At 70.9% G+C, this 16,453-nt stretch carries 18 protein-coding genes and 1 riboswitch; of the genes, 10 read left to right on the forward strand and 8 right to left on the reverse strand.

The genetic code is table 11. The annotated features are described in order from the left end of the window. Window positions 1-133 precede the first annotated feature (133 nt). From AC1VWI_RS30920 to AC1VWI_RS30935, 4 genes are all read left to right on the forward strand, one after another. Window positions 134-1,197 (forward strand): IS630 family transposase gene (locus AC1VWI_RS30920; RefSeq protein WP_499514265.1). Its coding sequence is split into 2 segments (ribosomal slippage): window positions 134-577 and window positions 580-1,197, totalling 1,062 coding nucleotides; the frame shifts between segments, so codons are not numbered across the junction. 60 nt (window positions 1,198-1,257) lie between these two features. Beyond that, a complete protein-coding gene (locus AC1VWI_RS30925) occupies window positions 1,258-1,584 on the forward strand; it encodes a hypothetical protein (RefSeq protein WP_499514266.1) in 327 nt (108 codons plus the stop codon). 375 nt (window positions 1,585-1,959) lie between these two features. After that, complete coding sequence (locus AC1VWI_RS30930) at window positions 1,960-2,331, forward strand: HIT family protein (RefSeq protein ID WP_499514267.1); 372 nt, start codon at window positions 1,960-1,962, stop codon at window positions 2,329-2,331. 230 nt (window positions 2,332-2,561) lie between these two features. Beyond that, window positions 2,562-2,762, forward strand: coding sequence for a dehydrogenase (locus AC1VWI_RS30935; protein WP_499514268.1), 201 nt, complete (start codon window positions 2,562-2,564; stop codon window positions 2,760-2,762). A 195-nt stretch (window positions 2,763-2,957) separates the two neighbouring features. Here the strand turns inward: AC1VWI_RS30935 and AC1VWI_RS30940 are convergent, their stop codons facing one another. Together AC1VWI_RS30940 and AC1VWI_RS30945 are read right to left on the reverse strand one after the other, a co-directional pair. Continuing rightward, window positions 2,958-3,218 carry a hypothetical protein gene (locus tag AC1VWI_RS30940; protein WP_499514269.1) on the reverse strand — a complete coding sequence of 87 codons (261 nt, stop codon included), beginning with the start codon at window positions 3,216-3,218 and terminating at the stop codon, window positions 2,958-2,960. A 93-nt stretch (window positions 3,219-3,311) separates the two neighbouring features. Beyond that, window positions 3,312-3,581, reverse strand: a complete 270-nt coding sequence (locus AC1VWI_RS30945; RefSeq protein ID WP_499514270.1) for a hypothetical protein — start codon at window positions 3,579-3,581, stop codon at window positions 3,312-3,314. On the opposite strand from AC1VWI_RS30945, the gene AC1VWI_RS30950 reads away from it, so the two are divergent. From AC1VWI_RS30950 to AC1VWI_RS30970, 5 genes are all read left to right on the forward strand, one after another. Next, window positions 3,580-3,780 carry a hypothetical protein gene (locus AC1VWI_RS30950; protein WP_499514271.1) on the forward strand — a complete coding sequence of 67 codons (201 nt, stop codon included), beginning with the start codon at window positions 3,580-3,582 and terminating at the stop codon, window positions 3,778-3,780. The two genes, AC1VWI_RS30945 and AC1VWI_RS30950, sit on opposite strands and share 2 nt — an antisense overlap. A gap of 97 nt (window positions 3,781-3,877) precedes the next feature. Beyond that, a complete protein-coding gene (gene rlmN / locus AC1VWI_RS30955) occupies window positions 3,878-4,984 on the forward strand; it encodes a dual-specificity RNA methyltransferase RlmN (RefSeq protein ID WP_499514272.1) in 1,107 nt (368 codons plus the stop codon). A 67-nt stretch (window positions 4,985-5,051) separates the two neighbouring features. Beyond that, a riboswitch (TPP riboswitch) is annotated at window positions 5,052-5,156 on the forward strand. Next, complete coding sequence (locus tag AC1VWI_RS30960; RefSeq protein WP_499514273.1) at window positions 5,148-6,236, forward strand: thiamine ABC transporter substrate-binding protein; 1,089 nt, start codon at window positions 5,148-5,150, stop codon at window positions 6,234-6,236. It overlaps the preceding riboswitch by 9 nt. Before the next feature lie 68 nt (window positions 6,237-6,304). Next, entirely contained in the window at window positions 6,305-7,918 is a 1,614-nt protein-coding gene (locus AC1VWI_RS30965) for an ABC transporter permease (protein WP_499516965.1), read from the forward strand. Next, window positions 7,918-8,943, forward strand: coding sequence for an ABC transporter ATP-binding protein (locus AC1VWI_RS30970; RefSeq protein WP_499514274.1), 1,026 nt, complete (start codon window positions 7,918-7,920; stop codon window positions 8,941-8,943). Before AC1VWI_RS30965 ends, AC1VWI_RS30970 begins: the two co-directional genes overlap by 1 nt. Window positions 8,944-9,051: 108 nt before the next feature. On the opposite strand, the gene AC1VWI_RS30975 is transcribed toward AC1VWI_RS30970, so the two are convergent. The 6 genes from AC1VWI_RS30975 to AC1VWI_RS31000 form a co-directional block, all read right to left on the reverse strand. After that, window positions 9,052-10,173 carry an LOG family protein gene (locus AC1VWI_RS30975; protein ID WP_499514275.1) on the reverse strand — a complete coding sequence of 374 codons (1,122 nt, stop codon included), beginning with the start codon at window positions 10,171-10,173 and terminating at the stop codon, window positions 9,052-9,054. A 46-nt stretch (window positions 10,174-10,219) separates the two neighbouring features. Next, window positions 10,220-11,374, reverse strand: a complete 1,155-nt coding sequence (locus AC1VWI_RS30980) for a hypothetical protein (RefSeq protein WP_499514276.1) — start codon at window positions 11,372-11,374, stop codon at window positions 10,220-10,222. After that, window positions 11,356-12,081, reverse strand: coding sequence for an ABC transporter ATP-binding protein (locus tag AC1VWI_RS30985; protein ID WP_499514277.1), 726 nt, complete (start codon window positions 12,079-12,081; stop codon window positions 11,356-11,358). Before AC1VWI_RS30985 ends, AC1VWI_RS30980 begins: the two co-directional genes overlap by 19 nt. Before the next feature lie 381 nt (window positions 12,082-12,462). Beyond that, window positions 12,463-12,594 carry a hypothetical protein gene (locus AC1VWI_RS30990; RefSeq protein WP_499514278.1) on the reverse strand — a complete coding sequence of 44 codons (132 nt, stop codon included), beginning with the start codon at window positions 12,592-12,594 and terminating at the stop codon, window positions 12,463-12,465. Between the two features lie 318 nt (window positions 12,595-12,912). After that, on the reverse strand, window positions 12,913-14,274 hold the full coding sequence (locus AC1VWI_RS30995; RefSeq protein ID WP_499514279.1) for an aspartate aminotransferase family protein: 1,362 nt from the start codon (window positions 14,272-14,274) through the stop codon (window positions 12,913-12,915). 2 nt (window positions 14,275-14,276) lie between these two features. After that, window positions 14,277-14,774: an Lrp/AsnC family transcriptional regulator gene (locus AC1VWI_RS31000; protein ID WP_499514280.1), complete on the reverse strand. Its 498-nt coding sequence runs from the start codon at window positions 14,772-14,774 to the stop codon at window positions 14,277-14,279. Between the two features lie 171 nt (window positions 14,775-14,945). Between AC1VWI_RS31000 and AC1VWI_RS31005 the strand changes: the two genes are divergently transcribed. Continuing rightward, a complete protein-coding gene (locus AC1VWI_RS31005) occupies window positions 14,946-16,382 on the forward strand; it encodes a gamma-aminobutyraldehyde dehydrogenase (RefSeq protein ID WP_499514281.1) in 1,437 nt (478 codons plus the stop codon). Window positions 16,383-16,453 lie beyond the last annotated feature (71 nt).

Here is a 16,453-nt window from a genome sequence, read left to right on the forward strand (position 1 = left end):
GTGAGAATGTCAACGCGCTCCTTGCGTTTCAGTCTGGCGCCATCCAGATTGCCCCGGATTTAGCATTACTGACCTTGAATGCGTGGTGTCGTTGGGGACTGACGGGGCGTGATCCCTGCGGTATGCCGTCTGTATGAGGTACGCGCAGGGCGGCGGGCTGACCGCCGAGCGCCGAGCGTTCCGGGAACGGCTTCGGCTGGAGGCGGCCGACCGGTTCGCACAAGGAGATGAGAACGCGCTCATCGCACATGACCTGCGGGTCAGCGTGCGTTCGGTGCAGCGATGGCGGAATGCCTGGTCAGCGGGCGGCCCTCGGGCCCTGGCCTCGAAGGGACCGGCCTCGCTGCCGCTCCTCAGAGATGAGCTGTTCGCGGTCCTGGAGACCGAACTCGACAAGGGGCCGGTCGCGCACGGCTGGCCGGACCAGACCTGGACTCTGTCGAGGATCAAGACCCTGATCGGCCGACGCTTCCACAAGACATACACGATCCAGGGGGTCGCGGCCCTGCTGAGGCGGCACGGCTGGACCTGCCAGGTCCCCGCCCGCAGGGCCGTGGAACGGGACGAGGCAGCGGTGATCGGCTGGGTGAAGGAGACCTGGCCGAGCGTGGAAGCACCGCGGCGGCGCTCGACGCCTGGCTCGTCTTCGAGGACGAAGCCGGCTTCTCGATGACGCCGCCCACCCACCGCACCTGGGCCCGACGCGGCCGCACCCCGATCATCCGGGTCCGCGGCCGCTCCCGCCGCCGCTTATCCGTCGCTGCCCTGGCCTGCTACAAACCTGGCCAACCGTCCCGGCTGATCTACCGGCCGAGCACCGACGCCCGCCCGGACGGACGCAAGAGCTTCGCCTGGACCGACTACCGGGACCTGATCCAGGCCGCCCACCAACAACTGGGCGGCCCCATCGTGCTCGTGTGGGACAACCTCAATACCCACCTGACAGCAGGGATGCGCCGCTACATCGCAGACCGGGACTGGCTCACCGTCTACCAGCTGCCGCCCTACGCACCTGACCTCAACCCGGTTGAAGGCATCTGGTCGATACTGCGGCGCACCACCACCGCGAACCGGGCCTTCGCCGACCCGCAGGACCTGATCAACGCAGTCCGTCAGGGGCTACGTCGGCTCCAATACCGTCACGACGTCCTTGACGGCTGCCTTGCCGGGACCGGACTCATCCCCGCCCCACCGTGACGACATCACGCATTCAACGTCAGTAGCCCGTCTGGCTCATGCGCCGTGCATAGTGTCCCCATGGATCGATTCGTGGGTCGGGCCCGCCTCGAATGGTGGGCTAATCACTCGACGTGCCTTGAGATGTACGACATCGACGTCACCGTCACTGTCGACGCGGCCGGCAAGTGGCGGGCAACCGGTCGGCATGCCAATTCACTCGACACGACCCAGCGCGAGGGCTGGGACTTCCTCATGGAGATGGATCCCCACTTCTCCGTTGCGTTTCCCGGTGAGGATCGCGGCGGGATCACAGTGCGAGTCGTCGAGGCAAAGGATGGAGCCCTCACGCTCGTGGAAGCACCGGACTGGAACGGCTCCGTAAGCGTCACCTTCGACCTCACCTGAGTCAGAATGAACTTCTAAGTCCACTTCGAGCGGTGCGTGCCACAACCGTGCCAGGTGAGGCGGTACCGAACGGGGAGCCACGGGGAACAGCGGTGACAAGACCGCGTTGCCACAGGTCAGCGTCCGCCCAGGTGAGGCCCGGTCCGCAGCCTCAGTCTTCCAAACTGGCGCTCCACGATCCGAGTGCTGCGGCGGCGCTTGACTGAGTCATTGAACTCCAGCCCAAAGCCGCTCCGCCAACCTGGATATAGTGCCGGCCCCAACAGCGACTGGGAGGGCGGGCAGATGGCAGACGCCGATTGCGCAGCATGCAGGTTTATCCGGGGTGATGAGCCGCTCCCAGGTGGAACACTCCATAGGACAGCCAACTGGGTCGTGCAGCATTCGAAGGGCCCACTGGGTCTCGGCACGCTGGCGGTGATGCCGATCAGGCACATCGTGCACGTGGCCGACCTGACAAGCAGCGAATCCGCTGAGCTTGGCCCCCTGCTCCAGCGAGCAAGTGCAGCGGTGACCGTCGCCATGAACCCAGAACAGGTCTATGTCTGCCTGTGGTCTCACGCCGACGCGGTACCCGGCCACATTCACTTCGTGGTGCAGCCCGCCTGCCGGGAGGACATGACACGGCACGACGCCTATGGGCCCGTACTGCAGCTAGCCATGTCTCAAGCCAATCGGGTGCCAAGCGAGACAGCAATCGAAGAGATCTGTGCTCTCATACGAGCCGAGCTTGACGCCTCCGGGTGAAGCCGCGCCACAGAGGCAGGGCGTGAGGCCGATTGGTCAGGCCGTCTCCGAGCCGCACGAGGGCGTGCCGTCCCACTGAGTGTCTAACTGCGCTACAACGACCCCGCACCGAGGCGCACAACCACGGACGTCTGCGGACCGTTCTCGCAGCTCAGGCATAGTGCAGTCGCAGGTCACGCAGTCGCGCGCATTGCTTCGGGACGAAGAGGCCACCCAGTTAGGGTGTCGTGGTGACCAGCGATGCTCCCGTCTGCCCCGAGTGCGGCCAGCCCATGAAGGATGGCGGCCTGGCACTCTTCACGCGGGAGGACGACGGCCGGCGGGTCTGCCGGTCGCTGTGGAAGTGCACCAACCGGCACGTCTGGTGGAAGTGGGCAGACCGGCCGGACGAGCCTTGGGAGGTCTGCCCGTGGCCGAAGCTGTTCCGCTGACATCCAACGCTGACATCAACGGCCACGAACGGCGCCGGATCAGGTCGGCCGCTGGGGAACCCGACTCCGCCAGCGACCACGTAGTTCCCGCAGGTGCCCCAGGGCCCCGATCGAACTTGTAAAGCGGTGCTCAGTCTTGTCGCAGTCAGCCCAACTTCGTGACGCGGCCGGCCATCAAGCTCAAGCCAGGTTGGGTTAGCCGTCGAACCAGACAACCAGGCGGACGCCCTCGTCGCCGTGCAGGTTCGCCAGCGTGCGCATCACCGACCAGACGGCGGCCCAGTCCCTGTCCGGCACGGCATCCCTGCGGCGGAGGCGTCCGATGCGGAAGAGGCGGTCGCCGTCCGGCCACTCAGTGCCCTCGGCGTAGATCCTGCCCGCGTGGTAGAGAGTCTGGTGGTCGGTGTGACCGGAGAGCTCGGCGAAGCGGGTGAGGCCGGAGTTCCGCCCGTGCATCTCCCAGGTCCCGTCGGGGCTCCGGCGGTACTCGTGAACGCAGTCGTCGACCTCATTCGCGATCTCGTCCCAGTCCGCGGCCTCCAGCTCCGCTCAGGTGATCCAGGACGCACCGGATGCGTCCGAGCCCCAGGACTCGAAGTCGGCGAGAGTCTCCCGCGACACGTCAGGAGGAAGGCCACGGTGATCGGCGAGTGGGTGGAAGGAGGTGGTACCGCGGACACCGAACAGGGACCCGAAGGCAACGTAGGAGCGCCCGTTGTAGAGGTGCGCGAGGTTGATGGCCCCGTGCCAGATGCGGTCGTCCTCGTCCAGCCAGCGATCCCAGCGGCACTCTATGAACCCGTATAAGTCCGTTCCCATGACCGGAATTGTTCTTGGTCGGGGCGAGGAGTGCGACGAGATTTCTGGCGTGTTGGCCAGCCCCGAGCGTTCCTGGCCGGCGCCCGGACAAATGCAGCTCGATGGCGTGGACGCCAAGATCCAACTGGCGTATCCGCTGCTCGCAGTCGCCCGCCCCCGCAGCGCGGACCGCGACGTCTGGGCCGTCTGTGGGCCGTGAAAGGTTGGCCAAGGTTGACAGGAGACAGCTGAGAGTGACGGGAGCCTCACCCATCTGAGCTGGGCGGGCTTATTGGATCTGCGACACTGGTTGAACCATGCCTGCACCCGGAGAACTCACATTCGTCGCGCCGCGCGGAGTCAAGAAGCCGCCGCGGCACCTTGCCGATCTTTCGCCCGAGGAGCGCCGGGAGGCGGTCGCGGAGCTGGGGGAGAAGCCGTTCCGCGCCAAGCAGCTGTCGCAGCACTATTTCGCGCGCTACGCCGATGACCCCGCCGCGTGGACGGACATCCCGGCGGCGGCGCGGGGGAAGCTGGCGGAGGGGCTGCTGCCGGACCTGATGTCGGTGGTGCGGCACAGCAGCACGGACAACGACACCACGCGCAAGACGCTGTGGCGACTGTTCGACGGCACCCTGGTCGAGTCGGTGCTGATGCGCTACCCGGACCGGGTGACGATGTGCATCAGCTCGCAGGCGGGCTGCGGCATGAACTGCCCGTTCTGTGCCACCGGCCAGGCCGGTCTGGACCGGAACCTGTCGACCGGGGAGATCGTGCACCAGATCGTGGCGGGCATGCGCTCGCTGCGGGACGGGGAGATCCCGGGCGGCCCGGCGCGGCTGTCGAACATCGTGTTCATGGGCATGGGCGAGCCGCTCGCGAACTACAAGCGTGTCGTCGGCGCCATCCGCCGGCTGACCGATCCGGAGCCGGACGGGCTGGGGCTGTCCCAGCGGGGCATCACCGTGTCGACGGTGGGCCTGGTCCCGGCGATGCTGCGCTTCGCCGACGAGGGCTTCAAGTGCCGGCTCGCGGTGTCGCTGCACGCGCCCGACGACGAGCTGCGCGACACCCTGGTGCCGGTGAACACCCGCTGGAAGGTGCGCGAGGTGCTGGACGCCGCTTGGCACTACGCGGACGTGTCCGGGCGCCGGATCTCGATCGAGTACGCGCTGATCCGGGACATCAACGACCAGGCGTGGCGGGCGGACCTGCTGGGCCGGCTGCTCAAGCGTCGCCGCGTGCACGTCAACCTGATCCCGCTCAACCCGACCCCCGGCTCGAAGTGGACGGCCTCGCGGCCCAAGGACGAGCGGGCGTTCGTCGCGGCGCTGGAGGCGCACGGCGTGCCGGTGACCGTCCGGGACACCCGGGGGCAGGAGATCGACGGTGCCTGCGGGCAGCTGGCGGCTTCCGAGCGCTGATCCGCGCTTGCTAGGGTGACGGTCGTTTGCGGCCGTTTGCCGCGACGTCACGCACAGCACACAAAAGAACATCCGACAGGGGAGCGCGGAAAGCGCTGAGAGTGCGGCACGGCCGCAGACCCTCGGACCTGATCCGGGTCATACCGGCGTAGGGAGTCACCACATGAGCACCATCCGTCGGCGTGCGGCCGGCACCGTCCTCGTCGTCGCGCTCGGCGCGACCGCGCTCGCCGCCTGCGGCAGCGACGGCGGGGACACCGCCAAGGGCAAGGGCGCCGCCTCCAAGACCGTCACCCTCGTCAGCCACGACTCCTTCGCCGCGTCGAAGGACGTGCTGAAGGCGTTCACCGAGCAGACCGGCTACACCGTCAAGGTGCTGCGCGGCGGCGACGCCGGTGCCGCGGTCAACCAGGCCGTGCTGTCCAAGGGCAACCCGCAGGGCGACGTCTTCTTCGGCGTCGACAACACGCTGCTGTCCCGGGCCCTCGACAACGACCTGTTCGAGCCGTACGAGGCCAAGGACCTCGACAAGGTGCCCGCCGCACTGCAGCTGGACGCCGCGGAGCACCGCGTCACCCCGATCGACTTCGGCGACGTCTGCGTCAACTACGACCGGAAGTACTTCACCGAGCACAAGCTCCCCGTGCCGGAGAGCTTCGACGACCTCGTCAAGCCCGAGTACAAGGACCTGCTGGTCACCGAGAACGCCGCCACCTCCTCCCCGGGTCTCGCCTTCCTCCTCGCCACCACCGCGAAGTACGGAGACGGGGGCTGGGAGGACTACTGGAAGAAGCTCAAGGCCAACGGCGTCCAGGTCGTCGACGGCTGGGAGCAGGCGTACTACGACACCTTCTCCGGCGCCGGCGGCGGCAAGGGCGACAAGCCGCTGGTCGTCTCGTACGCCTCAAGCCCGCCCGCCGAGGTGCTCGGTCTGAAGACGCAGCCCGAGCAGGGGCCGACCGGTGTCGCGACCGGCACCTGCTTCCGGCAGGTGGAGTTCGCCGGCCTGCTGAAGGGCGCGGAGAACACCGAGGGCGGCAAGGCGCTCGTCGACTTCCTGCTGAGCCGCACCTTCCAGGAGGACATGCCGCTCAACATGTTCGTCAACCCCGTCCGCGACGACGCGAAGCTGCCCGAGGTCTTCACCAAGTACGCGCCGGTCATCGGTGAACCGGCCACCGTCGCCCCGGAGAAGATCGCCGGGAACCGGGAGCAGTGGGTCAAGTCGTGGTCCTCGCTCGTGCTGAAGTAGCGAAGACCGCCGAGGGGACGCGCGCCGGGGCGGCGGCCGTCCGGCCGCTCGCCGTACGGCTGGGCCTGATGGCCGTGCCGGTCGCGTTCTTCGGGCTGTTCTTCGGCTACCCGGTCGCCGCCATCGTCACCCGCGGGCTCCGCGAGGGCGGGCGGTGGCGGTTCGGCCGGTTCGCGCAGGTGCTGGGCGAGCCCGACATCCTGCACGTGCTGTGGTTCACCTGCTGGCAGGCGGCCGCCTCCACCGCGCTCACCCTGGCGATCGCGCTGCCCGGCGCGTACGTCTTCGCCCGCTTCGACTTCCCCGGCAAGCAGGTGCTGCGCGCGGTGGTGACCGTGCCCTTCGTGCTGCCGACGGTGGTCGTCGGCTCGGCCTTCCTCGCGCTGCTGGGGCGCGGCGGGCTGCTCGACGAACTGTGGGGGGTGCGCCTGGACACCACGGTCTGGGCGATCCTCCTCGCGCACGTCTTCTTCAACTACGCCGTGGTCGTACGGACCGTGGGCGGCCTGTGGGCCCAGCTGGACCCCCGGCAGGAGGAGGCCGCGCGGGTCCTCGGCGCGGGACGCCTCGCGGCGTGGCGCAGGGTGACGCTGCCCGCCCTCGCCCCCGCGGTCGCCGCGGCCGCGCTGATGGTCTTCCTCTTCACCTTCACCTCCTTCGGCGTGATCCAGATCCTCGGCGGTCCCACCTTCTCCACCCTGGAGGTGGAGATCTACCGTGAGACCGCGCAGTTGCTGGACCTGCCGACGGCGGCCGTGCTGACGATCGTCCAGTTCGCCGCCGTCGCGGCGATCCTCGCCGTGCACGCCGGGACGGTACGGCGCAGGGAGAGCGCGCTGCGGCTGGTGGACCCGGCCCGCACCGCGCGCCGGCCGCGCGGCGCCGGCGAGTGGGGGCTGCTCGCGGGCGCGCTCGGCGTGGCCGCGCTGCTGATCCTGCTGCCGCTGGGCGTGCTCGCCGAGCGCTCGCTGCACGGGCCCGACGGCTACGGCCTCGGCTCCTACCGGGCGCTGGGCTCGGTGGCCGGCAGCGGCGGGACCTTCCTGGTGGCGCCCGTCGCCGCGGTCTGGAACTCGCTGCAGTACGCGGCCGCCGCCACCGCGATCGCCCTGGTCGTCGGCGGGCTGGCCGCGGCCGCCCTCACCCGGCGGGCCGGGCGCCTCGTGCGGGGCTTCGACGCCCTGCTCATGCTGCCGCTCGGCACCTCGGCGGTGACCATCGGCTTCGGCTTCCTCATCACCCTCGACGAGCCGCCGCTGGACCTGCGCTCCTCGTGGATCCTCGTGCCGCTCGCGCAGGCACTGGTCGGCGTGCCCTTCGTGGTGCGCACCATGCTGCCGGTGCTGCGTGCCGTGGACGACCGGCTGCGCGAGGCGGCGGCGGTGCTCGGCGCCTCCCCGCTGCGGGTGTGGCGCGAGGTCGACCTCCCGCTGGTGCGGCGGGCGCTGCTGGTGGCCGCGGGCTTCGCCTTCGCGGTGTCCCTGGGCGAGTTCGGGGCCACCGTCTTCATCGCCCGCCCCGACAACCCCACCCTCCCGGTCGCGGTCGCCCGCTTCCTTGGGCGGGCCGGGGAGCTCAACTACGGCCAGGCGATGGCGCTCAGCACCGTGCTGATGCTGGTGTGCGCGGGGGCGCTGCTGGCGCTGGAACGTATCCGCATCGACAGGTCCGGGGAGTTCTGATGACCCTGCTGCGACTGGACGGCGCCACCGTGCGCTTCGGCGGCCACACCGCCCTGGACGCCGTCGGCCTGGAGGTCGCCGAGCACGAGACGGTGTGCGTGCTCGGGCCCAGCGGCAGCGGGAAGTCGACGCTGCTGCGGGTCGTCGCCGGGCTGCAGCCGCTGGACGCCGGGCGCGTCCTGCTGGCCGGCCGGGACCAGCGGGGGGTTCCCGCACACCGGCGTGGCGTGGGCCTGATGTTCCAGGACCACCAGCTCTTCCCGCAGCGCGACGTCGCCGGGAACGTCGACTTCGGTCTGCGCATGCGCGGCGCGGGACGCGCCGAACGGGAGCGCACGGTCCAGGAGTTGCTGGAGCTCGTGGGCCTGCCCGGTGCGCAGCGGCGCGCCGTTGCCTCCCTGTCCGGCGGCGAGCAGCAGCGCGTCGCCCTGGCCAGGGCCCTGGCACCCGGGCCGCGGCTGCTCATGCTCGACGAGCCGCTCGGCCAGCTCGACCGGGGCCTGCGCGAGCGCCTGGTCGTCGAGTTGCGCGGGCTCTTCCGGCGGCTGGGCACCACGGTGCTGGCCGTCACGCACGACCAGAGCGAGGCCTTCGCGCTCGCCGACCGCGTCGTCGTCATGCGTGACGGCCGGGTCGAGCAGGCCGGCACCCCGCTGGAGGTGTGGCAGCGGCCCGCCTCCGAGTTCGTCGCCCGCTTCCTCGGCTTCGACAACGTGGTGGCCGCCACCGTCACCGGCGACGCCGCCGACACCGCCTGGGGCAAGGTCCCCGTCCCCCCGGGCTCCCCGCAGGGCGCCGGGCGGCTGCTCGTCCGGCCCGCCGGCGTACGGCTCGTCCCGGCCGCCGACGGGCTGCGCTGCGACGTGCTCGCGCGTACCTTCCGCGGCGACCAGGTCACCCTCCTCCTGCGCCCCGAGGAGGGGCCCCCGCTGGAGGCGGGCTGCGCCCTGCGCGACGCCCCCGCCGAGGGGGACACGGTCGGCGTCTCCTTCACGGCGGACGAGGTTGTGGTCCTGGGCGGGTAGACCCCGTTGAGCAGCGGGGGCCTTTGGGGCGGAGCCGTGGCGCGAGTGGGCGGGTGCGGGGTGGGGCCGTGGTCGGCTGCCCCGGTCGTGCGGATTCCGGAGTACGGGCTAACTGCGCGTCAGGCGCGCCAGGGCCTCCGGGGCGTCCTCGACGGAGTCGACGAGCACGATGCGCCGCTCCATGGAGCGGCCTTCCGCCAGCGCCTGGAGAAGGGGCCAGGCCGGCAGGCGCCGGGTCCAGTGGTCCCGGTCGACCAGCACCATGGGGCGGGGGGCGCCGTTGGACTCGTAGTAGTTCGGCGTGGTGTTGTCGAAGATCTCCTGGACGGTGCCCGCGGCGCCCGGCAGGAAGACGACCCCGGCGGTGCAGCGGGCCAGCAGGCCGTCCTCGCGGGTGGCGTTGGCGAAGTACTTGGCGATGTGCGCGGCGAAGGCGTTCGGCGGCTCGTGGCCGTAGAACCACGTCGGCACGCCGATGGAGGCGCCGCCGCCGGGCCAGCGGTCGCGGACGTCGAAGGCGGTGCGCGCCCAGTCCGTTATGGACGGGCGGAAGGAGGGGACCTTGGCCACCGTCTCCAGGGCCTCGACGAGCATCGCGTCGGCGAAGGGTGCGGCGTAGGCGCCGAGGTTGGCCGCCTCCATCGCGCCGGGCCCGCCGCCCGTGGCCACGCTCAGGCCCTCGCGGGCCAGTGCCCGGCCGAGGCGGGCGGCGCCCGCGTACGCCTCGGTGCCGCGCTCCATGGCGTGACCGCCCATGACGCCCACGACGCGGGCGTCCGAGACGAGTTCGTCGAAGGCGTCGGAGACGGCGTCGTCGTGGATGCTGCGGAGCATCGACGCGTAGATGTCGCCGCTGCCCCGGGTACGCAGGAACCACTGGTAGCCGCGGGCGTCCGGCGTCGCCTCGTAGCCGCCTTCGTCAAGGCCCTCGTACAGCGCGTCGGGGCCGTAGAGGGAGCCCCGGTACGGGTCGAAGGGCAGGTCCGGGACGGGCGGGAAGACCATGGCGCCGCCGGCGCGGACGTGGGCGGCCGCCTCCGGCTCCATCGGGCAGCCCAGGAACACGGCCTCGGTCGTGTCGGCGGACATCAGGACGGGCGTACGGGTCGTCAGGTCGACCGACTGGACGCGGTGTCCGCGCAGCGAGCCCGACGCGGCGACGCGGTCGAACTCCTCGAGGGTCTCTATCTCGTGATCGTTCGGATCATTCGGCGACAGCACGCCCGCCACCCTAGCGCCCGCGGCGGGGGCCGCCGCCGCGGGGCTCCGCACGGCGCTACGGCAGCGGCAGTGTGCCCAGGTGGGCGATGAGCAGGGTCAGCGGGAGCACGACGCCGAGGACCGCGACGGCGCGCACGGCGGCCGCGTTGCGCAGCAGCGCGGCCGGCGTGCCGAGCCGGCTGAGGGCGGCGGTGGCCGGACGGCGGGCGCGCTTGGCGTCCACGGTCGCGGTGAGGGCGGTCGCGACCGCCGACAGGACGACGAGGACGGCGCCCAGTACGGTGAGCGGTCCGACGGGGTGCGCGACGGCGCCGAACCGGTCGCTGCCGGCGAGGGCGGTGGCGGCCACCGCGCACAGCGCGCCCAGCGGACGGCCCACGAGCGTCGCCTCCTCCTGGAGGGCGCGGCCCGCGAGGAGCCGCAGGGCACCCGGCCGGTACGCCGCCAGCAGCCGTCCGCACAGGTGGACGAGGCCCGGCATGGCCAGCACCATGCCCGTGGCCGTCAGCAGCCAGCCGCCGACGACGGCCGGGGCGGCATGGCCGAGACCGCCGGGCAGCGGGAGTGCGCCGTCGGGCCCCGGGGCGCCGGCGTCCCCGGCCGAGGAGATCTGCACGGCGAGGCCGATCGCCACGAGCGCGACCCCCCACGGCAGGCCGGACGGCACCCCGTCGTCGCGGGCGGTGGTCTCGTCCCCACGAGACCGCCGTGGCCGCAGCACGACCGCGGCCGAGACCGCGGCGGCCAGCGGCAGTGAGGCCAGCAGGGTCAACGCGCCCGCGAACGGGAGTTCACGGTCCGCGCCCAGCGCCTCGGCGGCAGCGCCGAGGTGCGGGCCGGGCAGCTCACCGCGGAGGAAGAGGAAGCCCAGGAGCGCGATCAGGACGCCCAGGCCGCAGTTCAGGGCGGAGCTCGCCGCGGCCAGCAGGGGCAGCCCGTGCCGGCCGAGCCCGGCCGCGGCCAGGCCCGCGTGCAGCCGTCCGCTCGGCTCCGTACGGGCCACGAGAACCGACAGGTGGACGGTGGCGGCGAACGGCACGGCGCACCAGAGCAGCCGGACCAGGCCGTCCGGGGCGTCCTCGGGGTGCGCGAGGGCGTGCCCGAGGACGGCGAGCAGCAGGAACCCCGTGCCGGCGGCCGCGGCGACGACCAGCAGCCGGCGCAGCAGCACCTCCGGCCGGGAGCCGAGGGCTACACGGAGGCTGAGCACGAGTCGGCGTCCTCCCGTTCCTGGTGCGGCATGCCGGTCACGAAGCGCCCGTCGACGAGGGTGACCACCCGGTCCGCGAGGGAGACGACCTCGGGTTCGTTGGAGGCGAGCACCACGGTGATGCCGTGCGAGCGGGCGGCGCTGGTCAGCATGCGCAGCACCTGGGCACGGTCCGCGCGGTGCAGCGGCGCGGTCGGTTCGTCGGCGAAGACCACGGAGGGCCGGTTGACCAGGGCGCGGGCGATCGCCACCCGCTGCCGCTCGGCCTGCAGCAGCCGGCCGGGACGCTTGCGGGCGGCCCCGCCGATGTCCAGCCGGTCCAGCCACTCCTGCGCGGCGGCGCGCGCCGTGCGGTACGGGACGCCGCACAGCAGCAGCGGCAGCGCGGCGTTCTCCCGGACGGTCAGCTCGGGGAGCAGCTGCGGGCTGCTGTCGATCCAGCCGAAGCGCTCACGGCGCAGCCGCTCCCGGGCGGTCACGCCCAGGGTGTGCACGGGGGAGCTGTTGAACCACACCTCGCCCTGCTCGGGAAGCAGTTCGCCGGACAGGCAGCGCAGCAGGGTGGTCTTCCCGGCGCCGTGCGGGCCGAGGACGCCGAGGATCTCGCCCTCCCGTACGCCGAGTGACACGCCGAGCAGAGCGGGTGAGCGGTCGTGCGCGTGGCGCAGGCCGCGGGCCCACAGCACGTCGTTGTCGGGTGGGTTCACGTTGGCCTCTAACGAACGCGGGGAGTCCGGGTCACTGCGGCACCGTACGCGCCCCACGGCCCGGGACCACGGTTACGGGGGCGCGTTTCCGGCCCGCGCCCACCCGTGCGGAGTAGCGGGAGCGAGGTTCGTCAGGAAGATCATCCGCTCACTTGCGCGTTGTGTGGCTGTGGCACGATGCGGCGGCCGTGCCTCCGGCACGGTGTGAGATCGGTGGGGGTTCGTTGACATCCCTACGTAATGCCGCCCTGCTCGTGGCAGGAGCGGTCGCAGGTGGTCTGCTGCTCGCACCACCGGCCCACGCGGCCGGGATCGCGATCGTCGGCACGACCATCAACATCGGCAAGCCCATCGTCATGGGGGCAGGCGGCTCCACGACCGTCACGGCGTCACTTCGGGCAGCAAGGGCTCGCTGAGGACGACGGTCGGGGTCAGCACCTCCGGCGTCCGGCGGCGGTCGTTCGCCGGCAGCGGCACATCGGCCGCCTCGGTCTCCGCGGGTGACGGCGTCACCCCCTACAAGGTGGCCAAGCTGAGTGTCAACGCGTCCCCCCGAGCCGGTCGCCAAGGGCGGGAAGCTGACCGTCACCGGCCGCCTCGCCCGGGCCACGACCGACGCCGCCACCACCTTCGTCGGCTATCCGCACCGCGACCGCCAAGGCGGTCGGCTTCTGGCGGTGGGCCTTCGCCGGCACCACGACCGTCGCGCCCGTCGCGGCGGGCGGGGACCGGGTCGCCCTGAAGTGAGGGTTGCCTGACGAGCCGCCGGGGTCGCCCTCCGTCGACGGAGGGCGACCCCGGCCGCTGGATCCCGTGTTCCGGCGGGGACCGTCAGAGCTTGGCCCAGGCCTCCGTGAGGACGGTGCGCAGGACGCCCTCGATCTCGTCGAAGGTCGACTGGTCGGCGATCAGCGGCGGCGCGAGCTGCACGACCGGGTCCCCGCGGTCGTCGGCGCGGCAGTAGAGGCCGTTCTCGAAGAGCGCCTTGCTGAGGAAGCCGTACAGGACGCGCTCGGTCTCCTCGTCGGTGAAGGTCTCCTTGGTGGCCTTGTCCTTCACCAGCTCGATGCCGTAGAAGAAGCCGTTCCCGCGGACGTCGCCGACGATCGGCAGGTCGTGGAGCTTCTCCAGGGTGGCGCGGAAGGCGCCCTCGTTGTCGAGCACGTGCTGGTTGAGCTGCTCGCGCTCGAAGATGTCGAAGTTGGCCAGGGCGACCGCCGACGAGACCGGGTGGCCGCCGAAGGTGTAGCCGTGGAGGAAGGTGTTGTCGCCCTTGTAGAAGGGCTCGGCGATGCGGTCGGAGATGATGCACGCGCCGATGGGGGAGTAGCCGGAGGTCATGCCCTTGGCGCAGGTGATCATGTCCGGGACGTAGCCGAACTTGTCGCAGCCGAACATGGTGCCCAGGCGGCCGAAGGCGCAGATGACCTCGTCGGAGACGAGCAGCACGTCGTACTGGTCGCAGATCTCGCGGACCCGCTGGAAGTACCCGGGCGGGGGCGGGAAGCAGCCGCCGGCGTTCTGCACCGGCTCGAGGAAGACGGCCGCGACGGTGTCGGGGCCCTCGAAGAGGATCTCCTGCTCGATCTGGTCGGCGGCCCAGCGGCCGAAGGCCTCGGGGTCGTCGCCGAAGAGCGGGGTGCGGTAGATGTTGGTGTTGGGCACCTTGTGGGCGCCGGGGACCAGCGGCTCGAAGGGGGCCTTCAGTCCCGGCAGGCCGGTGATGGACAGGGCGCCCTGCGGGGTGCCGTGGTAGGCGACGGCGCGTGAGATGACCTTGTACTTGGTCGGCTTGCCCTTGAGCTTGAAGTACTGCTTGGCGAGCTTCCAGGCGGTCTCGACCGCCTCGCCTCCGCCGGTGGTGAAGAAGACCTTGTTGAGGTCCCCGGGGGCGTAGTCGGCCAGGCGCTCGGCGAGCTCGACGGCCTTGGGGTGGGCGTAGCTCCACACCGGGAAGAAGGCGAGCTCCTGGGCCTGCTTGTAGGCGGTCTCGGCGAGCTCCACGCGGCCGTGGCCGGCGTTGACCACGAACAGCCCCGCGAGGCCGTCGATGTACCGCTTGCCCTTGTCGTCGTAGATGTACGTGCCCTCGCCGCGCACGATGGTCGGCACAGGGGCGTTCTCGTACGACGACATGCGGGTGAAGTGCATCCACAGGTGGTCGTACGCGGTCTTGGAAAGGTCCGCGCTCATGGCTATCTGGTTCCCCAGGTGTAGGTCTGCTTCCGGAGCTTGAGGTAGACGAAGCTCTCGGTGGACCGCACGCCGGGCAGCGTGCGGATCCGCTTGTTGATCGTCTCCAGGAGATGGTCGTCGTCCTCGCAGACGATCTCGATCAGCAGGTCGAAGGAGCCCGCGGTCACGACGACGTACTCGACCTCCGTCATCTCCGCGAGCGCGTCGGCGACGGGTTCGATGTCGCCCTCGACGTTGATGCCGACCATCGCCTGCCGCCGGAACCCCACGGTGAGCGGGTCGGTGACGGCGACGATCTGCATGACGCCCTGGTCGAGCAGCTTCTGGACGCGCTGCCGTACGGCCGCCTCCGACAGGCCCACGGCCTTGCCGATGGCGGCGTACGGACGCCTGCCGTCCTCCTGGAGCTGTTCGATGATCGCCTTGGAGACGGAATCGATCACGAAGGCGCCGTTGGCGCCCCTGTGATCCGGAGTACGAGTGGCCACGCACCCCACTCTGCACGAGAGGTCAGCCGTCACGCAAGCCCCGATCGATGAAATCCGTGGTTTTGGGGCTCGAAACTCACGGAATCCATTGTTTCGGAGTTTCGGCTATGTCGAATACGGCAGTGCTGCAGGTAGGCTGGGGTCCGTCTCACACATCGGACAGGAACAGGGAGAGGTGCAGTGAGCGAGCTCCGTACCTTGCGCAACCACATCAACGGAGAATTCCGCGACGCCGCCGACGGGCGCACCACCGACGTGGTGAACCCCGCCACCGGCGAGGTCTACGCGACCGCCCCGCTCTCCGCCGCCGCCGATGTCGACGCGGCCATGGCCGCCGCGGCGGCCGCCTTCCCCGCCTGGCGCGACACGACGCCCTCCGAGCGCCAGAAGGCGCTGCTGAAGATCGCCGACGCCTTCGAGGCGCGGGCGGACGAGCTCGTGGCCGTCGAGAGCGAGAACACCGGCAAGCCGATCGGGCTGACGGCCAGCGAGGAGATCCCTCCGATGGTCGACCAGATCCGCTTCTTCGCGGGTGCCGCCCGCATGCTCGAGGGCCGCTCGGCCGGCGAGTACATGGAGGGCATGACCTCGATCATCCGCCGTGAGCCGGTCGGCGTCTGCGCCCAGGTCGCCCCGTGGAACTACCCGATGATGATGGCCGTGTGGAAGTTCGCCCCGGCGATCGCCGCGGGCAACACGGTCGTGCTGAAGCCCTCGGACACCACCCCGGCCTCCACCGTGCTGATCGCCGAGATCATCGGCGGGATCCTGCCCAAGGGCGTCTTCAACGTCGTCTGCGGCGACCGCGAGACGGGCCGCCTGATGGTCGAGCACGAGACCCCCGCGATGGCCTCCATCACCGGTTCGGTCCGGGCCGGCATGCAGGTGGCGGCCAGCGCCGCCAAGGACGTCAAGCGGGTCCACCTGGAGCTGGGCGGCAAGGCGCCGGTGGTGGTGTTCCAGGACACCGACATCGCCAAGGCGGTCGAGGACATCGCCGTCGCCGGCTACTTCAACGCCGGCCAGGACTGCACCGCCGCGACCCGCGTCCTGGTCCACGAGTCGATCCACGACGAGTTCGTGGCCCAGCTCGCCAAGACTGCCGCCGACACCAAGACCGGCGCCCCGGACGACGAGGACGTGCTGTACGGCCCGCTGAACAACGCCAACCAGCTCGCCCAGGTCACCGGCTTCATCGAGCGCCTCCCGGCGCACGCCAAGGTCGAGGCCGGCGGCCACCGGGTCGGCGAGCAGGGCTTCTTCTACGCCCCGACCGTCGTCTCCGGCCTCAAGCAGGACGACGAGATCATCCAGAACGAGGTCTTCGGCCCGGTCATCACCGTCCAGTCCTTCTCCGACGAGGACCAGGCCGTGGAGTGGGCGAACGGCGTCGAGTACGCCCTCGCCTCCTCGGTGTGGACCAAGGACCACGCCCGTGCGATGCGCATGTCCAAGCGCCTCGACTTCGGCTGCGTGTGGATCAACACCCACATCCCGCTGGTCGCCGAGATGCCGCACGGCGGGTTCAAGAAGTCCGGCTACGGCAAGGACCTGTCCGCCTACGGCTTCGAGGACTACACCCGCATCAAGCACGTCATGACGTCCCTGGACGGCTGACGCCACAGGGCGCGAGCCCGCCATGGCCCCGGACCGGCCCCCGTGTCCGGGGCCGTGGCATGCGCGCGTAC

This window comes from Streptomyces sp. TOM-9 (assembly GCF_056858595.1).

Bases quoted from the DNA above. Each gene is read 5' to 3' on its own strand.
- AC1VWI_RS30970 (WP_499514274.1), top strand. From the start codon at position 7,918: ATGACCCTGCTGCGACTGGACGGCGCCACCGTGCGCTTCGGCGGCCAC.
- AC1VWI_RS30965 (WP_499516965.1), top strand. From the start codon at position 6,305: ATGGCCGTGCCGGTCGCGTTCTTCGGGCTGTTCTTCGGCTACCCGGTC.
- AC1VWI_RS30925 (WP_499514266.1), top strand. From the start codon at position 1,258: ATGGATCGATTCGTGGGTCGGGCCCGCCTCGAATGGTGGGCTAATCAC.
- rlmN (WP_499514272.1), top strand. From the start codon at position 3,878: ATGCCTGCACCCGGAGAACTCACATTCGTCGCGCCGCGCGGAGTCAAG.
- AC1VWI_RS30945 (WP_499514270.1), bottom strand. From the start codon at position 3,581: ATGGGAACGGACTTATACGGGTTCATAGAGTGCCGCTGGGATCGCTGG.
- AC1VWI_RS30950 (WP_499514271.1), top strand. From the start codon at position 3,580: ATGACCGGAATTGTTCTTGGTCGGGGCGAGGAGTGCGACGAGATTTCT.
- AC1VWI_RS30960 (WP_499514273.1), top strand. From the start codon at position 5,148: ATGAGCACCATCCGTCGGCGTGCGGCCGGCACCGTCCTCGTCGTCGCG.
- AC1VWI_RS30995 (WP_499514279.1), bottom strand. From the start codon at position 14,274: ATGAGCGCGGACCTTTCCAAGACCGCGTACGACCACCTGTGGATGCAC.
- AC1VWI_RS30940 (WP_499514269.1), bottom strand. From the start codon at position 3,218: ATGCACGGGCGGAACTCCGGCCTCACCCGCTTCGCCGAGCTCTCCGGT.